Source organism: Oscillospiraceae bacterium NTUH-002-81, from assembly GCA_032620915.1.
Taxonomy (GTDB): domain Bacteria; phylum Bacillota; class Clostridia; order Lachnospirales; family Lachnospiraceae; genus JAGTTR01.
The window spans coordinates 1,124,028-1,145,963 of record CP136052.1 but is presented as its reverse complement, the minus strand read 5'-3'; the positions used below and the strand labels follow the sequence as shown (position 1 = coordinate 1,145,963).

Below are 21,936 nucleotides of genomic sequence, written 5' to 3'. Positions count from 1 at the left end.
CGTCATTTTCTGCCTCAGGAGTCCGTGCCAACCGGTTCCAGTTCCCCTTCCTCGGTCATACCGAACATCTGCCCATCCTCCTCAAAGAACCAGGTGTAGTCCGTATCATACAAAGACAGTTCCTTCGTCATGAAATCTTTCCGGCGGTCATAAGTATCCCGGATCTTGTCCACTTTGGCCTGATAGCTGCAATCTGCCCAACGGCTCTGATTCAGAAGTCCGGAGGCTGCATATGTCTGCCCATACCAGTCCAGGCTTCCCAGACCCTTCTCATCGGAGATCTGCCCCGCCTCCACAGAAGCATTCAGGGCCGGAAGAAACTTTGCTTTCCATTCCTTCTCCACTTCCCGCGCAAAGTCCTCATGCTCATAAAACACAGTCCATATCTCATCGATGGAGCCTCTGCCGAAATTCGGACGCCCGATCCACCCGGAGGTCACATGATTGGTGCTCCGGAGGGCATGCTCCATATCCCACGGATAACAGGCATGCAGCAGACCATCTCCATCCACCTCTGACTGTTTGTAATAATAGATACTGCTGCTCATACTGATCTCCGTGTTCAGTTCGTAAAACAGCCACTGATCCGCAAAGGATGTGATATCCATATATTCTGTGTAGTATTTTCCCTTTTCGTTATAGCCATCCGCAGCATAAAGTGCATCCTCAAAATCCTGCCAGTAATCCGCAATGTAATTTATCTCCCCTCTGGATGCATACGGAAGGCTGCGCAGGACCAGAGACCAGCCTCTTCTGCTGACAAACCGGCTCTTGACGGGATCATAGTCCATCACGTCCCTCTCCAGGATATACCCGCCGGTGATGTCTGACGGTTCACCGGTGAGTTCCCGGAATACCCGCAGACCATTCTCTGTCAATTCCTCCCGCAGGGGATATGTGCGCATGGCATTGCCGTTCACCTTTGCATTCTCCGCTGCCAGATCCGGCAGGTCAAACCGGTTCTTTCCAATCTCAATTCTTCCTGTCAGAAAATACATTCCCATATAATTCCCGTCTATGTACAGCTGAACAAACCGGGTTATCGGTGCATAATCCATCCCCACACTCCGCGACAGATCATTGGTCACCTTATAGGCCAGAAGAGAATTATCCCGATAACCGGCCAGCAGCACATACCGTTTGGAAGCGCCCATGCCCAGAAGATCTGTCTCTTTCGCGAAATCCAGATTATAGCTGATCTTGGGTGCTGCAAAAGAGTCATTTCCATGGCCCCGCAGCCGCTGCACCTTACCGCTGTCCAGCACTGCGCCGTCGCTTCCGGTCATCGTCCAGCTGCCGGACACCTTGTTTTCCTTATTTGCCGCCAGATAAGAGACGGCATCACTCATGCCGGTATCCAGAAACAGCGCCGGGGTATTCTCATCAAAGAGGATCCTGATAGGATAGGAAATCCCCGCCCAGTCGGTTGTCACTTCCCCGATTTGTCCGTCAGCATTGATCCCCAGACTCTCTCCGTCTGTAAAATCCAGCCGCAGCACCATCGTCGCCTCTGTCCAGCCGGATGGCAGTGCCACACACCAGGCATTTTCGAAATCCGAATAATAGGCAGACAGTGTCCGCGTCTCCTCGCAGAAGGTCACATCTGCTTCCATGGAAACCAGTGTGGCTGCCTGGGTATCCGTCAACGTGCCATCCTCCGCCCAGCGGTACCAGCCGTCGATCTGTCCACCGGCATAGTAGGCGCAGCGGCTCAGATTCCCGTTGAAATCCTCTTTTATATTTTGCGGCAGTGCACAGTTGAATATCATCCCCGGCTGTCCCTCTGCCGCAAATGCCGCATCCGCCGAACAGTTCAGCACCTTTCCTTTTTCCAGCACCTCCACGGAAAGTGCCGATGCTTCCCCGGCCTCTGCCGCAGCATCCACCACCGCCACGTTGCAGACCACACCGCTGATCCCGGCCTTTTACCTCCGGCGCTTCCCTGCGGATCAGGCCGGAATTGCGGATGCTGTGTCCGTTGCCGTCAAAGATCCCGGCAAACACCACACCTTCCAGCCCCCAGTCGGTCTCTTTTCCTTCCAGATCAATATCCGCCTGCAGGTTCACATACTGGCCGTCATAAGTATCCCCGGCCCGCAGGCTTTCCACAAAGGCAAGATAATCCTCCGCAGACCAGATCTGCGTGATGCGGGTATTCGTCTCCCCGGTATCACCCAGCCGGGGGAAACACCCATTTTTTCAGGCAGACAACCGCCGCTCCCACCAGAAGGGAACAGCACAGCACATAGGCAATTTTTCTCTGCCGGTGATTTTTGTTTTTCTCTCCTGTCAAATTGTCCTCTCCTTCTTTGCATGCCATGTAGAAGGAAGGGACAGCATCTGTCACCAGAAAACTGCCCCTCACATCGGTTGTTTCTATCGTTCTTTATTCTAATCAGAATGTAAATTTGTCCTCAAAATATGCCTTCAGATCCTCGATCTTCACACGCTCCTGTGCCATGGAATCACGGTCACGGATCGTCACCGCACCGTCTGTCTCGGACTCAAAGTCATAGGTCACGCAGAACGGAGTTCCGATCTCGTCCTGTCTGCGGTACCGTTTTCCGATATTGCCGCGGTCATCAAACTCGCAGTTGTAGCGCTTGGACAGCTCGGCAAATACCTTCTCCGCACCCTCGTTCAGCTTCTTGGACAGCGGCAGGACACCGATCTTCACCGGAGCCAGTGCCGGATGGAAATGAAGCACGGTACGCTTGTCTCCGCCTTCCAGCTCTTCCTCATCGTAAGCAGCACACAGGAATGCCAGAACCACACGGTCAGCACCCAGAGACGGCTCGATGACATAAGGGATGTATTTTTCCTTCTTCTCATCATCAAAGTAAGACATATCCTCACCGGATACATTCTGATGCTGGGTCAGGTCATAATCGGTACGGTCTGCAATGCCCCAGAGCTCGCCCCAGCCGAAGGGGAACTTGAACTCCAGGTCGGTGGTTGCCTTACTGTAGAAGCAAAGCTCCTCCGGAGAATGGTCTCTCGCACGCATCTCATCATCGCGGATCCCTAAGTTTTTCAGCCAGTCGATGCAGTATTTCTTCCAGTATGCGAACCACTCCAGATCGGTGCCGGGCTCACAGAAGAACTCCAGCTCCATCTGCTCAAACTCTCTCGTCCGGAAGGTAAAGTTACCCGGTGTGATCTCATTACGGAAGGATTTACCGATCTGGCCGATACCGAAGGGGATCTTCTTCCGGGAAGTTCTCTGTACATTCTTGAAGTTTACGAAAATACCCTGTGCGGTCTCGGGACGTAAGTATACGGTATTCTTTGCATCCTCGGTAACGCCCTGGAACGTCTTGAACATCAGGTTGAACTGACGGATGTCTGTAAAATTATGTGCACCGCAGGACGGACACTTGATGCCCTTCTCCTCGATATAATTCTTCATCTGCTCCTGGGACCAGGCATCAATGCTGCCCTCCACGGCAATGCCGTTGGCCTCATTGTAATCCTCGATGAGCTTGTCTGCACGGAAACGCTCATGGCATTCCTTACAGTCCATCAGCGGATCGGAGAATCCGCCCAGATGTCCGGATGCCACCCATGTCTGCGGGTTCATGAGGATCGCACAGTCCACACCCACGTTGTACGGGTTCTCCATGACGAACTTCTGCCACCATGCCCGCTTTACGTTGTTCTTCAGCTCCACACCCAGATTGCCGTAATCCCATGTATTGGCAAGTCCGCCGTAAATCTCGGAACCGGGATAAACGAAACCTCTGGCCTTGGCCAGTGCTACAATCTTGTCCATTGTCTTTTCCATACTTCTATCTCCTCTTAATATTTGTGTTTATTTTTCATAAATAATATAAGCCAGCCCGGTGGCATCCTCGTTCACTCTCGCCAGCTTCTCGCCTTCGATACTCACGTTATTGCTGACATAGGCGATCTTTCCCGCCGTCTGCACAACGATCTTCTCTTCCAGAAGGATCACATAATAATCCCCTTCTATCTGATCCAGCGTCAGTGTCTCCGATCCGTCCCGACCGGTAAACGTCACGTTCGCTCCGTAATTCTTCCCCTGAATATCCGCCAGCTTCCCGGCAAAAAACTGCACGTCATTGAAATGCGCATAGTCCGCCCAGTCCGCGTAATTCATGATCACTTTCACCTGTCCGCCGCTCACCTTGAAGCTGTCCACTTCGATGCTGTTCTTCCCGTTCTCGCCGTTGTATTCCGCGACGTCCTGTTCCAGCATTCCCTGAAGTTCGTCCGCATCATAATAGTCCTTATCAAAGGATTCCACGATCGCGCCGAGCACCTGGCCCTTCTTATTCACATACACCGCGTCTTCCTCTGCGCTGAACTTCATGGAACAACCGCCAAGCATCACTGCGGAAATGCCCAGAAGCATCAGGCTCTTCCACTTTCTCATCTGTTGGCCTCCAGTCCATTGTTGGTCTAATCCAATTTATTATACAGGTATTATTTTATATTTTCAACCATCATCTGTAAAATATCCAGTGTTTTGAACTTTTTGTCCACATACCGGTCAAAGTGCCGGTTCATGACCATGGAAAGCTCTCCCAGCACCTGTTCGGTCACCCGAAACGTATACAGCTTTTCGATGGGGGAACAGATGATATACTGCATGGTATACACTGTGGAGCCCCCGATGGTGATGCCGTCGGCTACCTTCGGCGCGCAGGTATGGCATACCGCGCCGCCCCTGACGGCAGAGTACATGACAAGATTCTGTTCCTTATGGCACAGGCAGCAATGGAACATATCCGGATATTCCCCGTTGATGACCAGCATTTTCAGTTCAAAGATCCGGCGGATCAGCGCCCGGTCCAGGGCAGGCTTCATCAGCGCCCGGAAAGTCTGGTACAGAAGGCGCAGCATCTCCAGTGCCTCTGCATTTTCCTGGCTGTAATACTCCGCTAGTTCCAGAAAATAAAAACCATAGCAGGCTCCTTCCACATCCCCGGCCAGTTCCCGGAAATAATTGGAAATCTCGGTCTGCACCAGGGTATAGGAGGAACGCCCTTCATATACATGAAACTGTCCGAAGGCAAACGGGTTCGTCCCGGCCAGCAGCGGGCTGTTCTGCCGTCTCGCGCCCCTGGCAAAGGCCGAAATCTTTCCCCGCTCCCGCGTCAGGATCACCACCCGCTTATCATGTTCGCCGATGGGCTGGGCAGAAATCACCATCCCCATCAGGGCAATCGTCTGATCCATAGATTAAATTTCCTTCTTGTCATAGCCGAAGTTCTTGATGAGGAAATCGCTTTCCCGCCAGTCCTTCTTCACCTTCACCCACAGCTGCAGGTTGACCTTACACTCCAGCATCTGCTCGATCTCATAGCGGGCAGCACTGCCGATTTTTTTCAACATGGCACCCTGTTTGCCGATGATAATGCCCTTGTGGGACTCTTTTTCACACACGATGGTGGCAGAAATGTCTGCCATCTTGCCGCCTTTGCGGAACTTCATCTGGTCGATGGACACCGCAATGCCGTGAGGGATCTCTTCATCCAGACACCGAAGTGCCTTCTCCCGGATGAGCTCCGACACGATCTGGCGCTGGGGCTGATCCGTCACCGTATCCTCGTCATAAAACTGCGGCCCGTAGGGCAGATATTTGAAGATCACATCCAGAAGCGTGTCCGTATTCGTCCCCTTCAGGGCAGATACCGGCACGATCTCCGCAAAATCCAGGATCTTGCGGTAGGCATCGATGAAGGCCAGGATCTCCCTCCTTTTTCACCGTATCTACCTTATTGATCACCAGGATCACCGGTGTCTTCACCGTGGACAGCTGTTTGGCAATGTGCTGCTCCCCGGCGCCGATGAAGGTGGTCGGCTCCACCAGCCAGAGCACCGCGTCCACCTCATTGACCGTGCGCTCCGCCACGTTGACCATATATTCTCCCAGCTTGTTTTTCGCCTTATGGATACCCGGTGTGTCCACAAACACGATCTGTCCCTTTTTCACAGGTGTAAACCGTCTGGATCCGGTTTCTCGTTGTCTGGGGCTTGTTGGATGTGATGGCGATCTTCTGACCGATGAGATGGTTCATCAGTGTGGACTTTCCCACATTCGGTCTGCCGATCAGCGTCACAAACCCCGATTTATACTGTTCGTTCATTCTTTTCCTCCCATGCTGCCTTTCTGTTTTCTATCTGTCCTGTCTGCATTTCTCCGGTATGCGCCCGACTTTCCTGTTCCAGCGTTTCGTTATGCATGGATCAGCGGCTTCACTTCCATAAACAGGTCTTTCTCCTCCTGGATCTTCTCCTCGTTGCCGATGACACAGAAGTTATCTGCTGCCAGCACCGCTTCCACAATGGGCCGCAATGCCCGGATATCCTCCACTGTGGCGCCAAGGATCTCATCCCGCTCCCGCTGCACATCCTCCCGGGTCACATGGCTTCTGTACATGCTCAGCGCTTTCCTGCCTCTGGCCGACGGATTCAGCGGCGCATCCACCTCACTCATGGTACCGATGATGTATTTTCTCATGGTCGGCTCATCTGCCGTAAACTGTGCAAGGTACGCCGGTGTACCCAGGAAAATCTCCCGGGACTCCCGCAGCTTCGGATCCCGGTAAGTGGTAAAATAGGAATCCCCGATCCTGGAAAATCCGCTCATACAGCCGTAGGCGCCGCCCTTTACCCGGATGTTGTTCCACAGGTAATCGTAGCTTAACATCACCTTCAGGATCCGCAGCGCGCCGGTGTAGGCAAACCCGGCATCCCGGAAATTGCCTGCGCAGGCCACGTACTGTACCTTGGAGGCCGTGAGAAAGCCCTCGTTCTTCTTCTCCGGCACCGGCAGAGCCCCGCCAGACGGAACAGCTTCCCGGTGCAGGCGGGCTGCAAAGTCCGGCAGCTCCTTCAAAAGCGCTTCCTGTCCGCAGCGCTGGGCCGTGTAATGCACCAGCAGGTTCTCCGGCCGGAACAGGCGGATCATCAGTTCCTTTAAGTTCTCCATGAGTTCTGCTTTCTTTTCCTCAAAATGCTGTTCCAGATCCTCCACCAGCTCATAGTAGGCAATGCCGCTGGTGCTGTCCGTATAGGCAGCCAACCCGGAAGTATAGGACATGGCCCGCATCGCTGCCGCGGAATGACCGGCAGACACAAGGCTTGCCTGGAGTCTTGATTTCAGCCGGGACAGGATCTCCTTCAGCCGTTTTTCATCCTCCAGCTGAGAAGTAAACAAAATCTCTCCCAGCAGGGCAAAGACCGACGGCATCTGCCCGTAAAGCGCCTTTGCCCGCACCGTATACACCGGCGTATAGGCCCGGTACTCCTTCGCATCGCCATACACGTTGATGGAGGGGGCGATGCCGCCGGTCTGAATGTTCACCTCATGGAACAGCTCCTGATAGCTGTAGTGTTCTGTGCTCACATAGCCCAGCACACTGGTGAGGATGCCCACATAGGGCACCAGTGCCTCCGGCACCTGCCCGGCATCAAAATCCAGCTCTACATAGCCGATGCCGTTGGATTCCTGTTCGGTGAACAGCACCTCTGCGGTGCCATCCCCGATCTTTTCCAGAGGCGGTACTTCCGCCTCCTTTCGGATATCGGAAATCTGCAGCACCGGAATGGTGGCCAATGCTGCCGGATCGTCCGGCGCCTCCTGGTACGCCCGCAGGTTCTTCGTATCCGCCGCCAGTTTCTCTTTTTCTTCTTCCGAAAGGCTGTCTTTATAGGCGGCCAGCTTCTCCTTCTGCGCCGCATCCATCCGGGCAGTCAGTCCCCGCTCCGGCCGGATCAGCACAAGAGACGCATGGGGATTGTCCAGGAGATACGTCTGGATCAGCTGTTCATAGTAATCCGTATCCAGCTGCTCTTTCAGATACCGGAACGTATCCAGCGCTTCCAGATGCATCAGCGGCACACGCTCATCATAGAGCCAGCTGTCATATGCCTGGAGACCATACATCAGTCCCTTCGGGTAAGGGCCGAAATCTGCCTCCCGGTACTTGAATTCATAATAATTGATCCCGGCCTGCAGCGCTTTCCGATCTATGCCCTCGCTGACGATCCGGGAAAGGGTCTGCTCAATGACCTGCACAAACGCCTCTTCCTGCTCCGGGTTGGCCTTCTTGGCGATCACCGAGAAAATCGGCTGGTATACTCCGTTGTCGTAGGAGCTCATGATATCCTGTCCGATACCGGCATCCAGCAGCGCCTGCTTCAGCGGTGCGCCGGAAGCCCCCAGCAGCACATACTCCAGCACCTGGAACGCCAGATACAGCTTCGGATCTAGGCTGGTGCCAATAACTTTATTATAGGAAAGGTAGGTGTTATCCTTCTCCTCCTCTCCCTGGGCGATGGAATACTGCTTCTCCACCCGCTGCATGGCAGCAAAGGGCTTCTGCAGTGCAATGGCGGATTCCACCGGCTGGATAGTAAACCGGCTCAGGTATTCTCTGTCCATCCAGAGCAGCCGCTCCTCCACATCCATGTCGCCATACAGATAAATATAGCTGTTGGACGGATGATAATAGGTGCGGTGGAAATCCAGGAACTGTTCATAGGAAAGGGTCGGGATCACCTCCGGGTCTCCGCCGGATTCATAGGCATAACCGGTATCCGGGAAAAGAGAGTTCAGGATCACCCGATCCAGAACGCCCTCCGCAGAAGAAAAAGCCCCCTTCATCTCATTGTATACCACGCCGTTGACCGTCAGTTCTCCCTGGGGATCCTCCAGCTCATAGTGCCAGCCCTCCTGTCGGAAAATCTCCTCATGCTTGTAAATATTCGGGAAGAAAACCGCATCCATATACACGTGCATCAGATTTTTGAAATCTGCATCGTTGCAGCTGGCAACGGGATAAACCGTCTTGTCCGGGTAAGTCATGGCATTCAGAAAAGTATTCAGTGAGCCCTTGACCAGCTCCACGAAAGGATCCTTCACCGGGAAATGGTCAGAACCGCACAGCACGGAATGCTCGATGATGTGCGGTACCCCGGTACTGTCGCTGACCGGGGTACGAAAACCGATGCAGAACACCTTGTTGTCATCCTGGTTGGAAAGCACCAGCACCCGGGCGCCGCTCTTCTTATGCCGCAGATAGATCTCTGTGGAAGCCAGATCCGGTGCCGGACGCTCCTCGATCCGCTCATATATATCATAAATTTCCTGTCTCATCTATTGTATACTCCTTCCATTCTGTCCGTTTTTCTGTAGTATGCAGACCATTATACCATTTTATTCTTCTTTTGGATACATTTCCCGGTTCTCTTTCTTTCAGCTGCCCTGTGCGGGACTTTAATTGCACATTGATAACGTCTGTGTTATGATAGAACGAACAGCCTGTGCAGCAGGCGATAGCACGCGGCAGCGCGTGTTCGTCAGATGATACATACGCTTTTGGAGGTAATCATGTACATAGATCTTACCAGGGGAAATATTTCCCGTTCTCTTCTGCTGTTTGCCCTGCCTATGATGGCAGGAAATCTGCTGCAGCAGTTCTATAATATCGCTGATACACTCATCGTGGGCCGGGTGCTGGGCAGCAACGCCCTGGCCGCCGTAGGCTCCGCTTACACGCTGATGACCTTTCTCACTTCGATCTTTCTGGGCTTAAGTCTGGGCTCCGGCGCTCTTTTTTCCATTTACCAGGGAAGAAAAAGACAGCATCGGCCTGAAAAAAGCGGTACTTCACGCTTTTCTTCTGATCATGAGTGTCACAGTCCTTCTGAATATCGCCGTCTACGCAGGTCTGCACCCGATCCTGTTATTTCTCCGGGTGCCGGAAGAAGTCATGGGCGGTATGCGGGAATATCTGCTCGTCATTTTTGCCGGGCTGGTCGCCACATCCCTGTATAACTTCTTCTCCTGCCTGCTGCGCTCCGTGGGCAATTCCACCGTGCCACTGGTATTCCTGGCGGTATCTGCCCTGCTGAACATCGGCCTGGATCTGCTCTTTGTCGCTGTCTTTTCCTTCGGCATCGCAGGCGCGGCCTGGGCCACCGTCATCGCCCAGTATGTGTCCGGCATCGGCATCTTCCTGTACACCCTGCTTCGCTGCCGGGAACTGCTGCCTTCCCGCACCGAACTTGCCTTTGACCGGCATATTTTAAAGGAGATCATCCGGCTGTCCTCCATGACCTGCGTGCAGCAGTCTGTCATGAACTTCGGCATCCTCATGGTACAGGGGCTGGTCAACAGCTTCGGCCCCACCGTTATGGCCGCCTTCGCCGCCGCCGTCAAGATCGACACCTTCGCCTATCTGCCGGTACAGGATTTCGGAAACGCCTACTCCACCTTTATCGCCCAGAATTACGGAGCCCGGAATCAGGAACGTATCCGCAAAGGAACCCGTCAGGCCTTCCTCTTAAGCGCCACCTTCTCCATCGTGATCTCTGCCATCGTCTGCCTGTTTGCCGCACCGCTGATGCAGATCTTCGTCAGTGCCGCAGAGACTGCCGTCATTGCCTGCGGCGTCCGCTATCTGCACATTGAGGGTGCCTTTTACTGTGGCATCGGCTGTCTTTTCCTGCTGTACGGCTATTATCGCGCCATCCGGCAGGCGGAAATGTCCGTCGTTCTCACCGTCATTTCCCTGGGTACCCGAGTACTGCTGGCCTACCTGTTATCCGCGCACATCGGTGTCACCGGTATCTGGATGGCCATTCCCATCGGCTGGGCACTGGCCGACATCACCGGCCTTGCCTGTATGGGACGTGCTTCCCGGCGCATCGCCCGGGAGCTGTCCTGATCATTCGTGCATCCGCTTGATGATCTGATACACAATCTCATGTTCATTGACAAGAGGCTTCTTGTAGGCGAAGAAAACAATGCCGTCACAGGGGGGCCTCTATTGTTTCGATCACATTTCCCTCGTAGGGATGCAGCACTTCTGCGATCTTCTCACCCTGGCGCACCTCCTGTCCGGGATCCTTGCAGCGCCGGTAAATGCCGCCGCAGCCACTGTACACCGCCATCAGATCGCCCTCGTTGATCACGCTGGCAATATACCCGCTGTGGCTGTTGTAACGGACGATCCCCATCCGCGTCAGGAACCGCAGGATGGCCGATACCGCCTGTCCGGCACTCTCCTCATCGATCCGGTCTGTTTCCCTTGTATACACGGAAAACGCATTGGTCTTGCACATCTGCCAGTTATAATTCAGCGTCGCCGTATCGATGGGCTGTGGTTTCCGCACCACCACGAAGGGCAGACCAAACAGGTTTGCCAGACTGGCGCTCTGGTAGCCGGTCTCCATCATCCGCACATGGGGTACAAAATCCCCCGGCCGGTAAAAGCTTGCCAGCTGAATGCCATAGTTATATCCCCGTATCTGCTCGAATACCCCCGCCGCGATCCGCTCGGTCGTCTCCCCCGCATGGTTTCCCGGGAACATCCGGTTGATATCCCGGTTATCCGCAGGCCAGAATCGTTTCCCGATATTTTCCGCATAATAATTCACCGCCGGAATGACCAGAATGCCATTGTCGGACACGATCCCGCCTTTTTGCTCCAGCTCATGCAGCCGCCGGATGAGCTGCGAACACACATACATCTGCTGGATCTCGTTGCCCCGCATGGAGCCCACGATACACGCGGAGGGTTCCTCTTTTCCGAAATGATACCCCCATACTTTCAGTTCCTCCCGGTAAGGGGACTTCATGGAATAAATCAGTTTCTTCTTCATTTCTTCTCGCCTCCCAGCACTCTCGCCAGAAGAGCGCCTTCATACACCACCGGGTATTCTCTGCGGGTAAAAAGCAGGCCGTCAATGGGAGAAAGCACCCGCTCCAGCACCTGTCCGGTCAACGGCCGGACAATCTCCCCCAGAAGGGTGCTCTTCTTCACCTGAGTGCCAAACGCCGCGCAGGGCATGAAAATGCCGGAGCAGCTGGCATTCACCAGCTCCACCTCGCCATCGGTGGAGATCACCGGCGTCCGCACCGGTTCTGTCGGTCCGTCCCAGATGCCCATTTCCTGCATGACCCGGAAAATCCCGGTCACCAGCTGTTCCGTGTATTGTCTGGTGATCCGCATGCCTACCCCCATCTCCACTGCCAGCGTCGGTGTTCCGATCATATTCAGGCTGTGGGCCAGCGTGGCCTCCAGCACCGTCGCCGAGGCATGGATCCACACGAAATCTGCATTCAGCAGTCTGGCCCAGGGCAGCAGCTGTTGCGCCGTGTCCTCGCTGATGCGCACCTGCGCCACCTCCCGCAGATAAATATCGCTGGCATGAATGTCAATGCACAGGTCTGCACCAGACAGATCCTCTATAACACCAGCCGCAATCTGCTCTGCCATAGAGCCGTGCCGGCTGCCCGGGAAAATCCGGTTCATGTCCAGATCAAACATGGGAATGCTCCTGGTCACCGAGTCAATGCCCAGCGGGTTCACCGCCGGATAAATGTCCACAATGCCCTTCAGATGCTCCGGGTGTGCAGCCAGCCGCCGGTTCAGCTCATAGCACACGCTCTGTCCCTCCAGCTCGTCCCCGTGGATGCCGGTCACAATCGCCAGGCGTTTCCGGTTTTTGTTCCTGTCCGTTTCGCTGTCCGCCCCCTGGGGCAGCAGCCGGTTCTTCTCGATCGTCAGCCGCTCCCCTACAGGAAGGGCGATGGATACCACTGTCTCTATCATCAATCTATTTCCTCCGCTTTTGCCATGCGTCTGTTTTTTCGCATATATTTTACCATAATCTGTAACACTTATGGTATACTTTATCCTAGTTCAGCCATAAACGGCTATTCATCAAACCCAAAGGAGCTCCCATGGATATCAATTACGAATTATATAAGGTCTTTTATTATGTAGCAACCACCCTAAGCTTCTCCGAAGCCTCCCGGCAGCTGTATATCTCCCAGTCTGCCGTCAGCCAGTCCGTCAAGGTGCTGGAAAAAAAGCTGGGCAAACAGCTGTTCCTGCGCAGTACCAAGAAGGTGCAGCTGACACCAGAGGGCGAGATCCTGCTGCGCCATGTGGAACCCGCCATGAATCTCATCATGCGCGGAGAATCCCAGCTGCTGGACGCCAATCCCCTAAGCGGCGGACAGCTGCGCATCGGTGCCAGCGATACCATCTGCCGGCATTTTCTCATTCCCTATCTGAGCCGTTTCCACCGGGAGCACCCGAACATCCATATCAAAGTGACCAACTCCACCTCCATCGGCTGTGTGGATCTGCTGGAAAACGGGCAGGCCGACCTCATCGTCGTCAACTATCCCAATTCCCGGCTCACCAATCTTGTCCACCGGAAACCGCTGCGAACCTTTCAAGACGTATTTGTGGCCAGCCGCCGGTTCTTCGATCTGGAGAATGTCTCCCTGTCACTGAAAGACCTGCAGAATTACCCGATCCTGATGCTGGATCGAAAAAGCACCACCAGCGAATATCTGCATCAGCTGTTTCAGCAGCACCAGCTGGATCTGGTGCCGGAGATCGAACTGAGCAGCAACGACCTGCTGCTGGATCTGGCCAGCATCGGCCTCGGCATTGCCTTTGTCCCGGACTTCTTCCTGGACGGCAAAAGCCAGGATCTGTTCCGCCTGAACATCCGGGAAGAACTGCCCGGCAGGCAGCTCGTTCTGGCCTATCAGGAGCAGATTCCCCTGCCCCAGGCCGCCGCGGAATTCATCCGTTATTTCTGATTCCGTCCCAGAAGCGGCGAACCGCATCTGCAACCGTCTCCCGGGTACATACGGTATATTCCTGCCATTCTGCCGGGAAGGTTCTCTGATAGACGCGCTGTAGGAACCGGTCATCCAACAGGGCGATGACCCCCTGATCCTGCTCCGTGCGGATGACTCTTCCGGCTGCCTGCTGCACCTTGTTCATCCCCGGATATAGATAGGCGAAGGCAAACCCGTCCTCCTGACGCTCCTCAAAATAATTTTTCAAGATTTCCCGTTCCCGGCACACCATGGGAAGCCCCGTTCCCACAATGATGGCGCCGATCAGGCTGTCCTCCCGCAGATCAATTCCCTCCGAGAAAATCCCGCCCATGACGCAAAACCCCAGGAGCAGATCCTGCCGGTTCTGCCGGAAAGCCTCCAGAAATGCCTCCCGGTCAGATTCCCGCATCTGTCCGGACTGCACCAGGCAGCGCAGCCCCGGCTGATCCCCCATCTCTTCCCGAAAGCATTCATACACCTGCTGCATATATTGATAAGAAGGAAAGAACACCAGATAATTGCCGTTCTTCTGGCTGGTGATCCTTTGAATATAGTCGGCGATCCTGCGATATTCCATTTCATTCCTTCTTGTATACCGGCTGCTCACATCCTGTCCGATGACAATCTGCCGCTTCCCGGCATCAAAGGGCGACGGGATATACACCCCGTAATCTGTCGTTTCCCCACTCAAAAGCTTCTTATAATAATTCACTGGCAGCAGCGTTGCCGAAAAGAACACCGCCGCGCACCCCTTATCCAGACATTCCCGCAGATTTTCCGAAGGATCAATACAAAATTCATGGATCCAGAACCGACCATCCTGCCCGTGTTCCGTATAGATCACATAGCCACTTCCCAGCCGGTCCGCCATATGCAAAAAGATGTTGACCTGAAAATAAAACTCCCGCAGCGGCTCTGCGATATCCGCCGCCCGCTCTTCCTCCAGCAACTGCTCCAGGATCCCGTTCAGAGAAAGCAACGCCGTGAGAAAAGGTGTGATATCCCGCAGCACTTCATAGTCCTCACACTCCCGCTTGCGCTCCAGCAGGTACCGATTGCACCGCTCCAGCGCCCGTTCCAGCTTCCTGCTCACCGGCTTCGCCAGCTTCTTCATCGCCAGAAAATCTTCCTTGCAAAGGGCCGCACTGAACATTTCCCGGGAACGATCCACCAGATTGTGGGCCTCATCTATGAGAAAAAATGTAATCCCCCTTCATCCCTTCGCCGAAAAACCGTTTCAGCCGGGCAGTGGGAGAAAAGGCGTAATTATAATCTCCCACCACCGCGTCTGCAAAGGAAGAAACATCCAGACTGAAAGCAAAGGGGCAGACCTGATACTGCTCCGCCCAGTCCAGTAGCTCCTCCCGCCCGCCATAGTCCTGATTTTGCAAAAATGTATACACCGCCTCATTTACCCGGTCATAATGTCCCCGGGCGTAAGGACAGTGTTCCGGGTCACACTGGGGCTCCTCCAGGGGACAAATCTTCTCCTTCGCCGTCAGGAACACCCGCTTCAGCCGAAGGCCCTGCTTCTGCAAAATGGCAAAGGCATCTCTGGCCGCCTGGGCCGTCACCGTCCGGGCCGTCAGGTAGAAAAGCTTCTCTCCCAGCCCTTCCCCAAACGCCTTCACCGCCGGAAAAACCACCGACATGGTCTTCCCCACCCCCGTAGGCGCCTGGATAAACAACCGCTTCCGCCGGCTGATGGTCCGGTAAACCGATACTGCCAGCTCCCGCTGGCCCTTGCGGTAAGAAAAGGGGAATGTCAGCGCCCGGGCAGAAGCATTTCGCGTCTCCTCCCAGGCAATCTGGAAATCCGTCCATTTCCCATAGGCCTCTGCCAGCGCCTGCATCCACGGTTCCAGCACTTCCATCGAAAAATCTTCACGGAAATAGCGGATCTCCTCCGTCTCCAGATTCACATAGGTCATCTGCACCCGCATCTGCTCCCGGTTCTCCTGTACCCCGTACAGATACGCATAGCATTTGGCCTGGGCCAGATGCAGCTTATCCGGCTTTTCCATCTGGTGAATGTCCCGGTATACCCCTTTGATCTCATCCACCGTCACCGTGCCGTCCGCTTCCGTCATAATCCCATCTGCCCGGCCTTCCACGATCAGATCGTATCCCTCTCGTGGAAATACCCCTTTCAGAGAAACCTCTGCCTGATAATTGCTGCCCTTGCCACCCTGTATCTTCCGATGGATCCGTCCGCCTGCCAGCATCGCTTCCTGATCCACCCCTGGGCCGCCATGACGGTTGTCAATATCGCCCTCCCGCAAAATAAATTCCACAAGGTTTCTCACAGAAACCCGCATCTGCCGCTGTTCCACCCCTGTTCTTCCTTTCCCGTTTTCCTCTGCCCATTATACTATGAAGAAAAATTTTCGTCAAAAATGGCCGACAAAAAGAACAGCGCTTCCTCTGCGCAGCTTCTTCCTGTCGGCCACTCATTTCCAGGCTCTGCCGGATCAGCATGCCTGGTATTTATTCAGTAAATCCTCAAATTCCGCGTTTTTCCCCCGGTATTTCACCGTCAGCACCTGGTTCAGATCCAAGCTGAGCACACCAAGGATGGATTTGGCATCAATTACAAAATGATTGTAAAAAACATCCACATCAAAGTCACAAAGTCCTGCGGTATTCACAAACTCTTTGACCTCTTTCGTCCCGGAAAGTTTAATTCTGCGTTCGTTCATGTAAAAAACTCCTTTCATACCCCACAGTCCCCAAAACATTCCGTATTCGGTTATATTTTCCACAATATAATCGCAACGATGCATATTATGCCATCAGATTTCTTCTCTGTCAATATTTTTCGCAGAATTCCATCATAAATGGTCGAAAACGCACAGGAAGAAGTTGATTCTGCAATGCCGGGTTGTTCCGCCCTGCAATGGCAATACTGCTGCAGAATTCCTTCCATAGCTGCCCGAACAGCAGCTCCTCCTCTGACAGTCGTTCCTCCCCCGCAAACACCTCCTTCATCTGTTCCGCCAGCGCGGCATCCCGCAGCAGCACCCAGCTTGTCTGCCGCTGATGCACCGCCAGCTGTCCATGAGCCACATCCACGATCACCCAGTTCTCCCCGGGCAGTCGATCTGCAAAATGCGGTGCCAGCACCGGAAGCAGCTGCGCCTTCGGCTGCATGAAGGCCACCAGCGTTCCCTCCCTCGACTCCGCAAACCGCACAAATCCCATCAGATGATGTGCCTCCTTCCAGACACTTCCGGCCAGCTCCGTCACCCGCTGCACCCCCGGCAGCGTCAGCGCCTCCATCACCCGGCCCGGCTGTGCCATATGAAAACCGCTGACGATCAGCTGATAGATGGCAGTCCCTTTATCTTCCCTGTGCGACATCGCCGCCAGTTCCATCTGCTCGCAGGCTTCCTCCCCCATCACCCGAAGAACTGTCCGATACACCTTCTGCGCAGGTTCCGTCTCCGTTGGCACCTGCACGTAGCGTACAAACAATTCCTGCTGCCCGGGATTCCCCAGCGCAAGTGCCACCGATGCATGTCCGTACTTTCCCGCCCATCCCTCATACACGCCGCACAGGATTCCCTCCAGGCTGTCCTCGCAGCATAAAACCGTCTTCATCGCCATCCCCCTCGTCGCTTCTCATCTTCACAGAACCTGCCCTTTCTTTTCACACGGATTTCCGCTTCTTACGGCCCCTTTTCTTCTGGTATTTCCACTCTAGCGAAAGCATTCTCCTCCTGCGCTTTTCCATGCAGATACTGTTTGCTTTCGATTTGTCACAGGATATAAGATCTCACTCTGCCACGCTCCTCCAGTTTGGCTCCTGGGTAAATCCCGGAAATTCAAACAGTGACATCTGATGAAAGCCCGCATTTCCGGATGCATCCATCCCAGCACTTCCCTTCTCCGCCAGACAGTCTGTCAGAAACGTCTCGTCCAGCCGCAGAGGCCGCAGTGTCCGTCCCTGACAGGTCAGAAACCACCCCGCACGTTTCAGCACAACGCCCATCTTCTTCAGATCCTCAAAACGCAGCGTCCCATGCCTTCTCGCCTGCACGATCCGCTGCGCAGACTTCACACCCACGCCCGGCACCCGCAGAAGAAGCTCATACGCCGCCCGGTTCACCTCCAGCGGAAACAGCTCCAGATGCCGCAGGGCCCACCCGCACTTGGGATCCAGCCGCACATCCAGATTGGGCCGGTCCTCCGTCAGCAGTTCTCCGGCTTCAAAGCCGTAAAACCGCATCAGCCAGTCTGCCTGGTACAGACGGTGCTCCCGCAGAAGAGAGCCTCCGCCCGGTGCCATCGGCAGCTGCTCCTCCTGATACACCGGCATATACGCAGAATAAAACACCCGCTTCAATGCAAATCCCCGGTACAGCGCCTCTGCCACCTTCACAATCTGATAGTCCGTCTCCGTGGTCGCCCCGATGATCATCTGCGTACTCTGGCCTGCCGGCACGAACCGCGGCGCATGCCGGTACAATACGATCTCCTCCCGGTTATTCTCCACACCGTTCTGGATCTGCCGCATGGGTTTTAAGATCATGTCTCTCGTCTTATTGGGCGCCAGTGCCCGCAGACCGCCTGCCGTCGGCAGTTCCAAATTCACACTCATCCTGTCTGCCAGATACCCCAGCCGTTCCACAAGACCGGCGTCCGCCCCCGGTATGGCCTTCACATGGATATAGCCCCGAAAGTGATACTCCTGCCGGAGCCTGCGGATCGCCTCGTAAATCAGTTCCATCGTATAGGTGGGGTTCTTCAGGATCCCGGAGCTCAAAAACAGCCCTTCGATATAATTCCTCCGGTAAAACTCCATCGTCAGGCGGCAGAGCTCCTCGGGGGTAAAGGATGCTCGCGGGATATCATTGTCCGCCCGGTTCTGACAATATCGGCAGTAATAAATACATTCATTCGTAAACAGTACCTTCAGAAGGGAAATGCATCTGCCATCCGCACTGAAGCTGTGACAGATCCCGGCGGCTGTACAGTTCCCTATCCCCTGCCCGTTCCCGCGCCGGGTCACGCCGCTGGAGGTACAGGCCACATCATACTTGGCCGCATCCGCCAGAATGTGCAGCTTCTCATACAGCGAACGTTCTTTTGTGACAGATGTGCAGGCAGAATACCGCTTCCCCGTTGAAGATCCACTTCCCATATCCGCTGACCTCCCTTTCCTTTTCGTTTCTTTCGAACATATGTTTGTTTTCATAATATAACACACGTCCTCCATTTTGACAAGATGAAAAATAAAAAACTGCAAGATGAAATCTGCTTACAAAAGGCGCATAAAAGAAAATATCCTGTAATTCCGTCTTAACCGGCAAAACGCTGTCATATATTGTCGAACGGTAGTACCTTGAAACCCGCCCGGTCCGGTGATAGAATATAAGCAGTCACGAGGAGGAGGTGATAAAATGACGGACCACGATTTACTGTTACAGATCGTACATAAGCTGGATCATATGGCAACAAAGGAGGATATTGTCAATTTTGCTACAAAGGATGACCTCCGAGCATCTATTGATGAAGTGAAGGCAGAATTCAATGACAAGCTTTCGAACTTTGCCACAAAGGATGACTTGAAAGAAGCTATTGAAGATGCGAAGAGCGAACTGTACGATGAGATTGTTCTATGCGAAAAGGATATTGATGAGATCAAGGAGCAGATGTCTTTTTTCAAGGCTGCCAAGCTGGAGTACGACAACCAGATTCTTTTTATCAAAAAATTATCTAATCTGGAGACCCGTGTGGAAAAGCTGGAAGCACAGACCGGTTAATCCTTCCTGTATGTAGCCGACAGCGAATACCGCCGGTGAAGGAAGGAACCGGCAGACACGCCACAAAAAAGAGGCCGGATATTTCTATCACAGCCTCTGCAACATTTCATTTCTGACAATGTCTATGCTTTTTCTTGAAATTTCTATTTGCCTCCGGGAAGTCTTCCCATGCGGTACACGACAGCCATGACTAAACAAGCACTTCTACCGCTCCATGCACGTAACTTGTGTCAGCGTCTTCGAAGCGTCCCTCATCCGCCAGCTTTGCAAAGCTCGTATCGATGGGGATCTGACCTAACAGCTTGATGCCATTTTCTTCAGCAGTCTCTTTGACCTGGCTCTTTCCGAAAATTTCGATTTTCTTTCCGCAATCCGGACATTTTACATAGCTATAGTTTTCAAAAATGCCAAGCACCGGAACATTCATCATTTTCGCCATATTCAGAGCTTTATTTACGATCATCTTTACAAGATCCTGCGGCGAAGTTACGACCACGATGCCGTCTACCGGCAGGGACTGGAACACCGTCAGCGGTACATCGCCGGTTCCCGGCGGCATATCCACGAACAGGTAGTCCAGATCGCCCCAGAGCACCTCGGACCAGAACTGTTTTACCACATTGGCGATGACCGGGCCTCTCCAGACAACAGGGGCCTCCTCATCCTCCATCAGAAGATTGATAGATATCAGACGGATGCCGTTTTTGGTCACTGCCGGGAAAATACCATCCTGGTTTCCTTCCGCCTTCTGATGAATGCCAAACATCTGCGGCATGGACGGCCCTGTGATGTCCGCATCCATGATACCGACCTGAAAACCCTGCTCTGCCATGGTATCTGCAAGAAGCGCTGTCACCAGGGACTTGCCAACGCCTCCTTTTCCGCTGACAACGCCGATGACCTTCTTCACAGAAGACAGCGGATTGCCCGGCACAAGAAAACTGGTGGCCTGCTGCCCCTGCTGGCTGCTGGGACATCCTGCACAGCTTTCTTTGGAACATTCTGTATTACTGCAGCTTCTCTCCATTCTAAAATCCTCCTTCTCCGGCATTTCACCGGACATTACCCGTATTCTACCACACTTTATGGAATTTTCCAATGCTTTCCCCTGCGAATAAATTTATCACCTGGTCACATCCCTCACCCATTTCCGGCTTCTGAACCTGGCAATGCAGAACGGCAGCTTCAACAGCTCATCGCTCATCAGCATCATATAGACGATTTTTGTGTCCAGTTTCAGCACAAAGGCGCCGATAAAACCAAGCGGAATGGAATAACACCACATGCTCAGGGCATCCACCAGCAGTCCGTACCGGGTATCGCCGCCGCCCCGCAGGACGCCCACGATCACCAGCGTATTGTGGGACTGCAGCATGAGATAAACCGCCATCACGCCAATCATATGATACAGATAATCTGCCGCCAGCGCAGATAATGTCATCTGACTGATGACGAAAGGCCGGAGGAGCAGTACCAGACCCGCACCGACCACGCCGCACACCACACTGACTGTCCGCAGTTTTTCCGCATACAGCACTGCACTGGCAGAATCCGCCTCGCCGATGGCCTTGCCTACCATGATGGCCGCCGCCGAGGATACCCCAAAGGAGATCACCATGGCCAGCTGCCGCACCACCTGGGCCACTGAATTGGCCGCTACCGCCGCGCTGCCCAGATGGCCGATGATGGCCGCATTCATGGAAAACGCAACACCCCACGCCATTTCATTGAAGGTGACCGGCAGTGCATATTTGAAAAAATCTCCCAGCAGCACCGGATCCATGTGTAGACAATAGCGTAACCGGATCTTCACCGTGTCATTCATCCACACGGCATAGATGACCATGATGACAAACTCCAGGATCCGGGCAATCAATGTGCCGATGGCGGCCCCCTTTACGCCCATGGGGGCAAATCCCAGATAGCCGAAAATCAGGATCACGTCAATGATAAAATTCAGTGCAAGGGACAGCGCGTACACAACCGTGGAAATAATGACCCGCTCAACGCTGCGGATCAGGTTCAGATACACCATGCTGACCGCATTAAAAAGATAGGAAATCCCCACAATGCGCAGATATTTGACCCCTTCCGCAATGACCGCAGGTTCCGCCGTATAAATGCGCATGAGATATCCCGAAAAAAACAGGGCAGCCGCCGTAAACAGGGCTCCCGTCACCACTGCGATTTTCAGGGCAATGCCCATGACCTTCTCAATGGCATCCACATCTTTTTTGCCCCAGTACTGGGCGATCAGCACCGAGGCCCCGGAGGTCACCCCGAAAAAAATCAGCGTCATGATAAACTGGATCTGCCCGGCCAGGGACGCGCCGGACAATACCGTCTCGCCCACTTTGCCCAGCAGGATAATATCTGTGGCCGTCACCCCCACATTGATCAGGTTCTGCAGCGCCATTGGCAAAATGAGCGACGCCGCCTTTTTATAGAAGGCATTCCGCTCTGCCACGCTGGCAAAACCTCTTGTCTCTGTCAACATTTTTCAACTCTCCATCTTTTTCATTTTCATCATTTTCCCACACCGTTTTTCTC

General features: G+C 53.9%; 16 protein-coding genes and 3 pseudogenes. 3 read left to right on the top strand and 16 right to left on the bottom strand.

Annotation, left to right across the window (positions count from 1 at the left end):
* Window positions 1-14: 14 nt before the first annotated feature.
* The 7 genes and pseudogenes from RJD28_05460 to RJD28_05430 all read right to left on the bottom strand — a co-directional run bounded on the left by RJD28_05460 (window position 15) and on the right by RJD28_05430 (window position 9,127).
* Window positions 15-1,907 (bottom strand): CotH kinase family protein, encoded by a 1,893-nt coding sequence (locus tag RJD28_05460; protein WNV58948.1) that lies wholly within the window; start codon window positions 1,905-1,907, stop codon window positions 15-17.
* A gap of 263 nt (window positions 1,908-2,170) precedes the next feature.
* Window positions 2,171-2,293: a hypothetical protein gene (locus RJD28_05455; protein ID WNV58947.1), complete on the bottom strand. Its 123-nt coding sequence runs from the start codon at window positions 2,291-2,293 to the stop codon at window positions 2,171-2,173.
* A gap of 102 nt (window positions 2,294-2,395) precedes the next feature.
* Window positions 2,396-3,784, bottom strand: coding sequence for a glycine--tRNA ligase (locus tag RJD28_05450; protein WNV58946.1), 1,389 nt, complete (start codon window positions 3,782-3,784; stop codon window positions 2,396-2,398).
* Window positions 3,785-3,811: 27 nt separating this feature from the next.
* Window positions 3,812-4,396, bottom strand: a complete 585-nt coding sequence (locus RJD28_05445) for a hypothetical protein (GenBank protein WNV58945.1) — start codon at window positions 4,394-4,396, stop codon at window positions 3,812-3,814.
* A gap of 50 nt (window positions 4,397-4,446) precedes the next feature.
* Window positions 4,447-5,202 (bottom strand): DNA repair protein RecO, encoded by a 756-nt coding sequence (recO, locus tag RJD28_05440; protein ID WNV58944.1) that lies wholly within the window; start codon window positions 5,200-5,202, stop codon window positions 4,447-4,449.
* A 3-nt stretch (window positions 5,203-5,205) separates the two neighbouring features.
* A pseudogene (gene era, locus RJD28_05435) lies at window positions 5,206-6,113 on the bottom strand (GTPase Era).
* Between the two features lie 89 nt (window positions 6,114-6,202).
* Window positions 6,203-9,127, bottom strand: a complete 2,925-nt coding sequence (locus RJD28_05430; protein ID WNV58943.1) for an insulinase family protein — start codon at window positions 9,125-9,127, stop codon at window positions 6,203-6,205.
* Between the two features lie 234 nt (window positions 9,128-9,361).
* Between RJD28_05430 and RJD28_05425 the strand changes: the two are divergent.
* Window positions 9,362-10,700 (top strand): annotated as a pseudogene (locus tag RJD28_05425) (MATE family efflux transporter).
* On the opposite strand, the pseudogene RJD28_05420 reads toward RJD28_05425, so the two are convergent.
* Window positions 10,701-11,637 (bottom strand): annotated as a pseudogene (locus RJD28_05420) (M14 family metallopeptidase). It lies immediately after the preceding pseudogene.
* Entirely contained in the window at window positions 11,634-12,590 is a 957-nt protein-coding gene (locus RJD28_05415) for a M14 family metallopeptidase (GenBank protein WNV59567.1), read from the bottom strand. The pseudogene RJD28_05420 and the gene RJD28_05415 overlap by 4 nt, the downstream one beginning before the upstream one ends.
* A 131-nt stretch (window positions 12,591-12,721) precedes the next feature.
* Between RJD28_05415 and RJD28_05410 the strand changes: the two genes are divergently transcribed.
* Window positions 12,722-13,597: a LysR family transcriptional regulator gene (locus tag RJD28_05410; protein ID WNV58942.1), complete on the top strand. Its 876-nt coding sequence runs from the start codon at window positions 12,722-12,724 to the stop codon at window positions 13,595-13,597.
* Here RJD28_05410 and RJD28_05405 read toward each other — a convergent pair.
* The 5 genes from RJD28_05405 to RJD28_05385 all read right to left on the bottom strand — a co-directional run bounded on the left by RJD28_05405 (window position 13,581) and on the right by RJD28_05385 (window position 18,764).
* Window positions 13,581-14,792 carry an ATP-dependent DNA helicase gene (locus tag RJD28_05405; protein WNV58941.1) on the bottom strand — a complete coding sequence of 404 codons (1,212 nt, stop codon included), beginning with the start codon at window positions 14,790-14,792 and terminating at the stop codon, window positions 13,581-13,583. The genes RJD28_05410 and RJD28_05405 overlap by 17 nt on opposite strands.
* Window positions 14,793-14,805: 13 nt before the next feature.
* On the bottom strand, window positions 14,806-15,954 hold the full coding sequence (locus RJD28_05400) for a hypothetical protein (GenBank protein WNV58940.1): 1,149 nt from the start codon (window positions 15,952-15,954) through the stop codon (window positions 14,806-14,808).
* 138 nt (window positions 15,955-16,092) lie between these two features.
* A complete protein-coding gene (locus RJD28_05395) occupies window positions 16,093-16,320 on the bottom strand; it encodes an HPr family phosphocarrier protein (protein WNV58939.1) in 228 nt (75 codons plus the stop codon).
* A 109-nt stretch (window positions 16,321-16,429) separates the two neighbouring features.
* The gene (locus RJD28_05390) at window positions 16,430-17,221 is read right to left on the bottom strand and encodes a TIGR03915 family putative DNA repair protein (GenBank protein WNV58938.1); all 792 of its coding nucleotides are present in this window, start codon (window positions 17,219-17,221) and stop codon (window positions 16,430-16,432) included.
* A gap of 175 nt (window positions 17,222-17,396) precedes the next feature.
* Window positions 17,397-18,764 carry a putative DNA modification/repair radical SAM protein gene (locus RJD28_05385; GenBank protein ID WNV58937.1) on the bottom strand — a complete coding sequence of 456 codons (1,368 nt, stop codon included), beginning with the start codon at window positions 18,762-18,764 and terminating at the stop codon, window positions 17,397-17,399.
* A gap of 259 nt (window positions 18,765-19,023) precedes the next feature.
* Here RJD28_05385 and RJD28_05380 point away from each other — a divergent pair, with 259 nt between their 5' ends.
* Complete coding sequence (locus RJD28_05380) at window positions 19,024-19,386, top strand: hypothetical protein (protein ID WNV58936.1); 363 nt, start codon at window positions 19,024-19,026, stop codon at window positions 19,384-19,386.
* Window positions 19,387-19,576: 190 nt separating this feature from the next.
* Here the strand turns inward: RJD28_05380 and RJD28_05375 are convergent, their stop codons facing one another.
* Both RJD28_05375 and RJD28_05370 read right to left on the bottom strand, forming a co-directional pair.
* Window positions 19,577-20,413 (bottom strand): Mrp/NBP35 family ATP-binding protein, encoded by an 837-nt coding sequence (locus RJD28_05375; protein WNV58935.1) that lies wholly within the window; start codon window positions 20,411-20,413, stop codon window positions 19,577-19,579.
* Window positions 20,414-20,509: 96 nt separating this feature from the next.
* Window positions 20,510-21,883 carry an MATE family efflux transporter gene (locus tag RJD28_05370; protein ID WNV58934.1) on the bottom strand — a complete coding sequence of 458 codons (1,374 nt, stop codon included), beginning with the start codon at window positions 21,881-21,883 and terminating at the stop codon, window positions 20,510-20,512.
* Between the last annotated feature and the right edge of the window lie 53 nt (window positions 21,884-21,936).

What these genes read in the sequence shown, in the direction of transcription:
- RJD28_05395 (WNV58939.1), bottom strand. Translation starts at nt 16,320, where the DNA reads ATGAACGAACGCAGAATTAAACTTTCCGGGACGAAAGAGGTCAAAGAG.
- RJD28_05415 (WNV59567.1), bottom strand. Translation starts at nt 12,590, where the DNA reads ATGATAGAGACAGTGGTATCCATCGCCCTTCCTGTAGGGGAGCGGCTG.
- RJD28_05445 (WNV58945.1), bottom strand. Translation starts at nt 4,396, where the DNA reads ATGAGAAAGTGGAAGAGCCTGATGCTTCTGGGCATTTCCGCAGTGATG.
- RJD28_05380 (WNV58936.1), top strand. Translation starts at nt 19,024, where the DNA reads ATGACGGACCACGATTTACTGTTACAGATCGTACATAAGCTGGATCAT.
- RJD28_05385 (WNV58937.1), bottom strand. Translation starts at nt 18,764, where the DNA reads ATGGGAAGTGGATCTTCAACGGGGAAGCGGTATTCTGCCTGCACATCT.
- RJD28_05370 (WNV58934.1), bottom strand. Translation starts at nt 21,883, where the DNA reads ATGTTGACAGAGACAAGAGGTTTTGCCAGCGTGGCAGAGCGGAATGCC.
- RJD28_05450 (WNV58946.1), bottom strand. Translation starts at nt 3,784, where the DNA reads ATGGAAAAGACAATGGACAAGATTGTAGCACTGGCCAAGGCCAGAGGT.
- recO (WNV58944.1), bottom strand. Translation starts at nt 5,202, where the DNA reads ATGGATCAGACGATTGCCCTGATGGGGATGGTGATTTCTGCCCAGCCC.
- RJD28_05430 (WNV58943.1), bottom strand. Translation starts at nt 9,127, where the DNA reads ATGAGACAGGAAATTTATGATATATATGAGCGGATCGAGGAGCGTCCG.
- RJD28_05410 (WNV58942.1), top strand. Translation starts at nt 12,722, where the DNA reads ATGGATATCAATTACGAATTATATAAGGTCTTTTATTATGTAGCAACC.
- RJD28_05375 (WNV58935.1), bottom strand. Translation starts at nt 20,413, where the DNA reads ATGGAGAGAAGCTGCAGTAATACAGAATGTTCCAAAGAAAGCTGTGCA.
- RJD28_05390 (WNV58938.1), bottom strand. Translation starts at nt 17,221, where the DNA reads ATGAAGACGGTTTTATGCTGCGAGGACAGCCTGGAGGGAATCCTGTGC.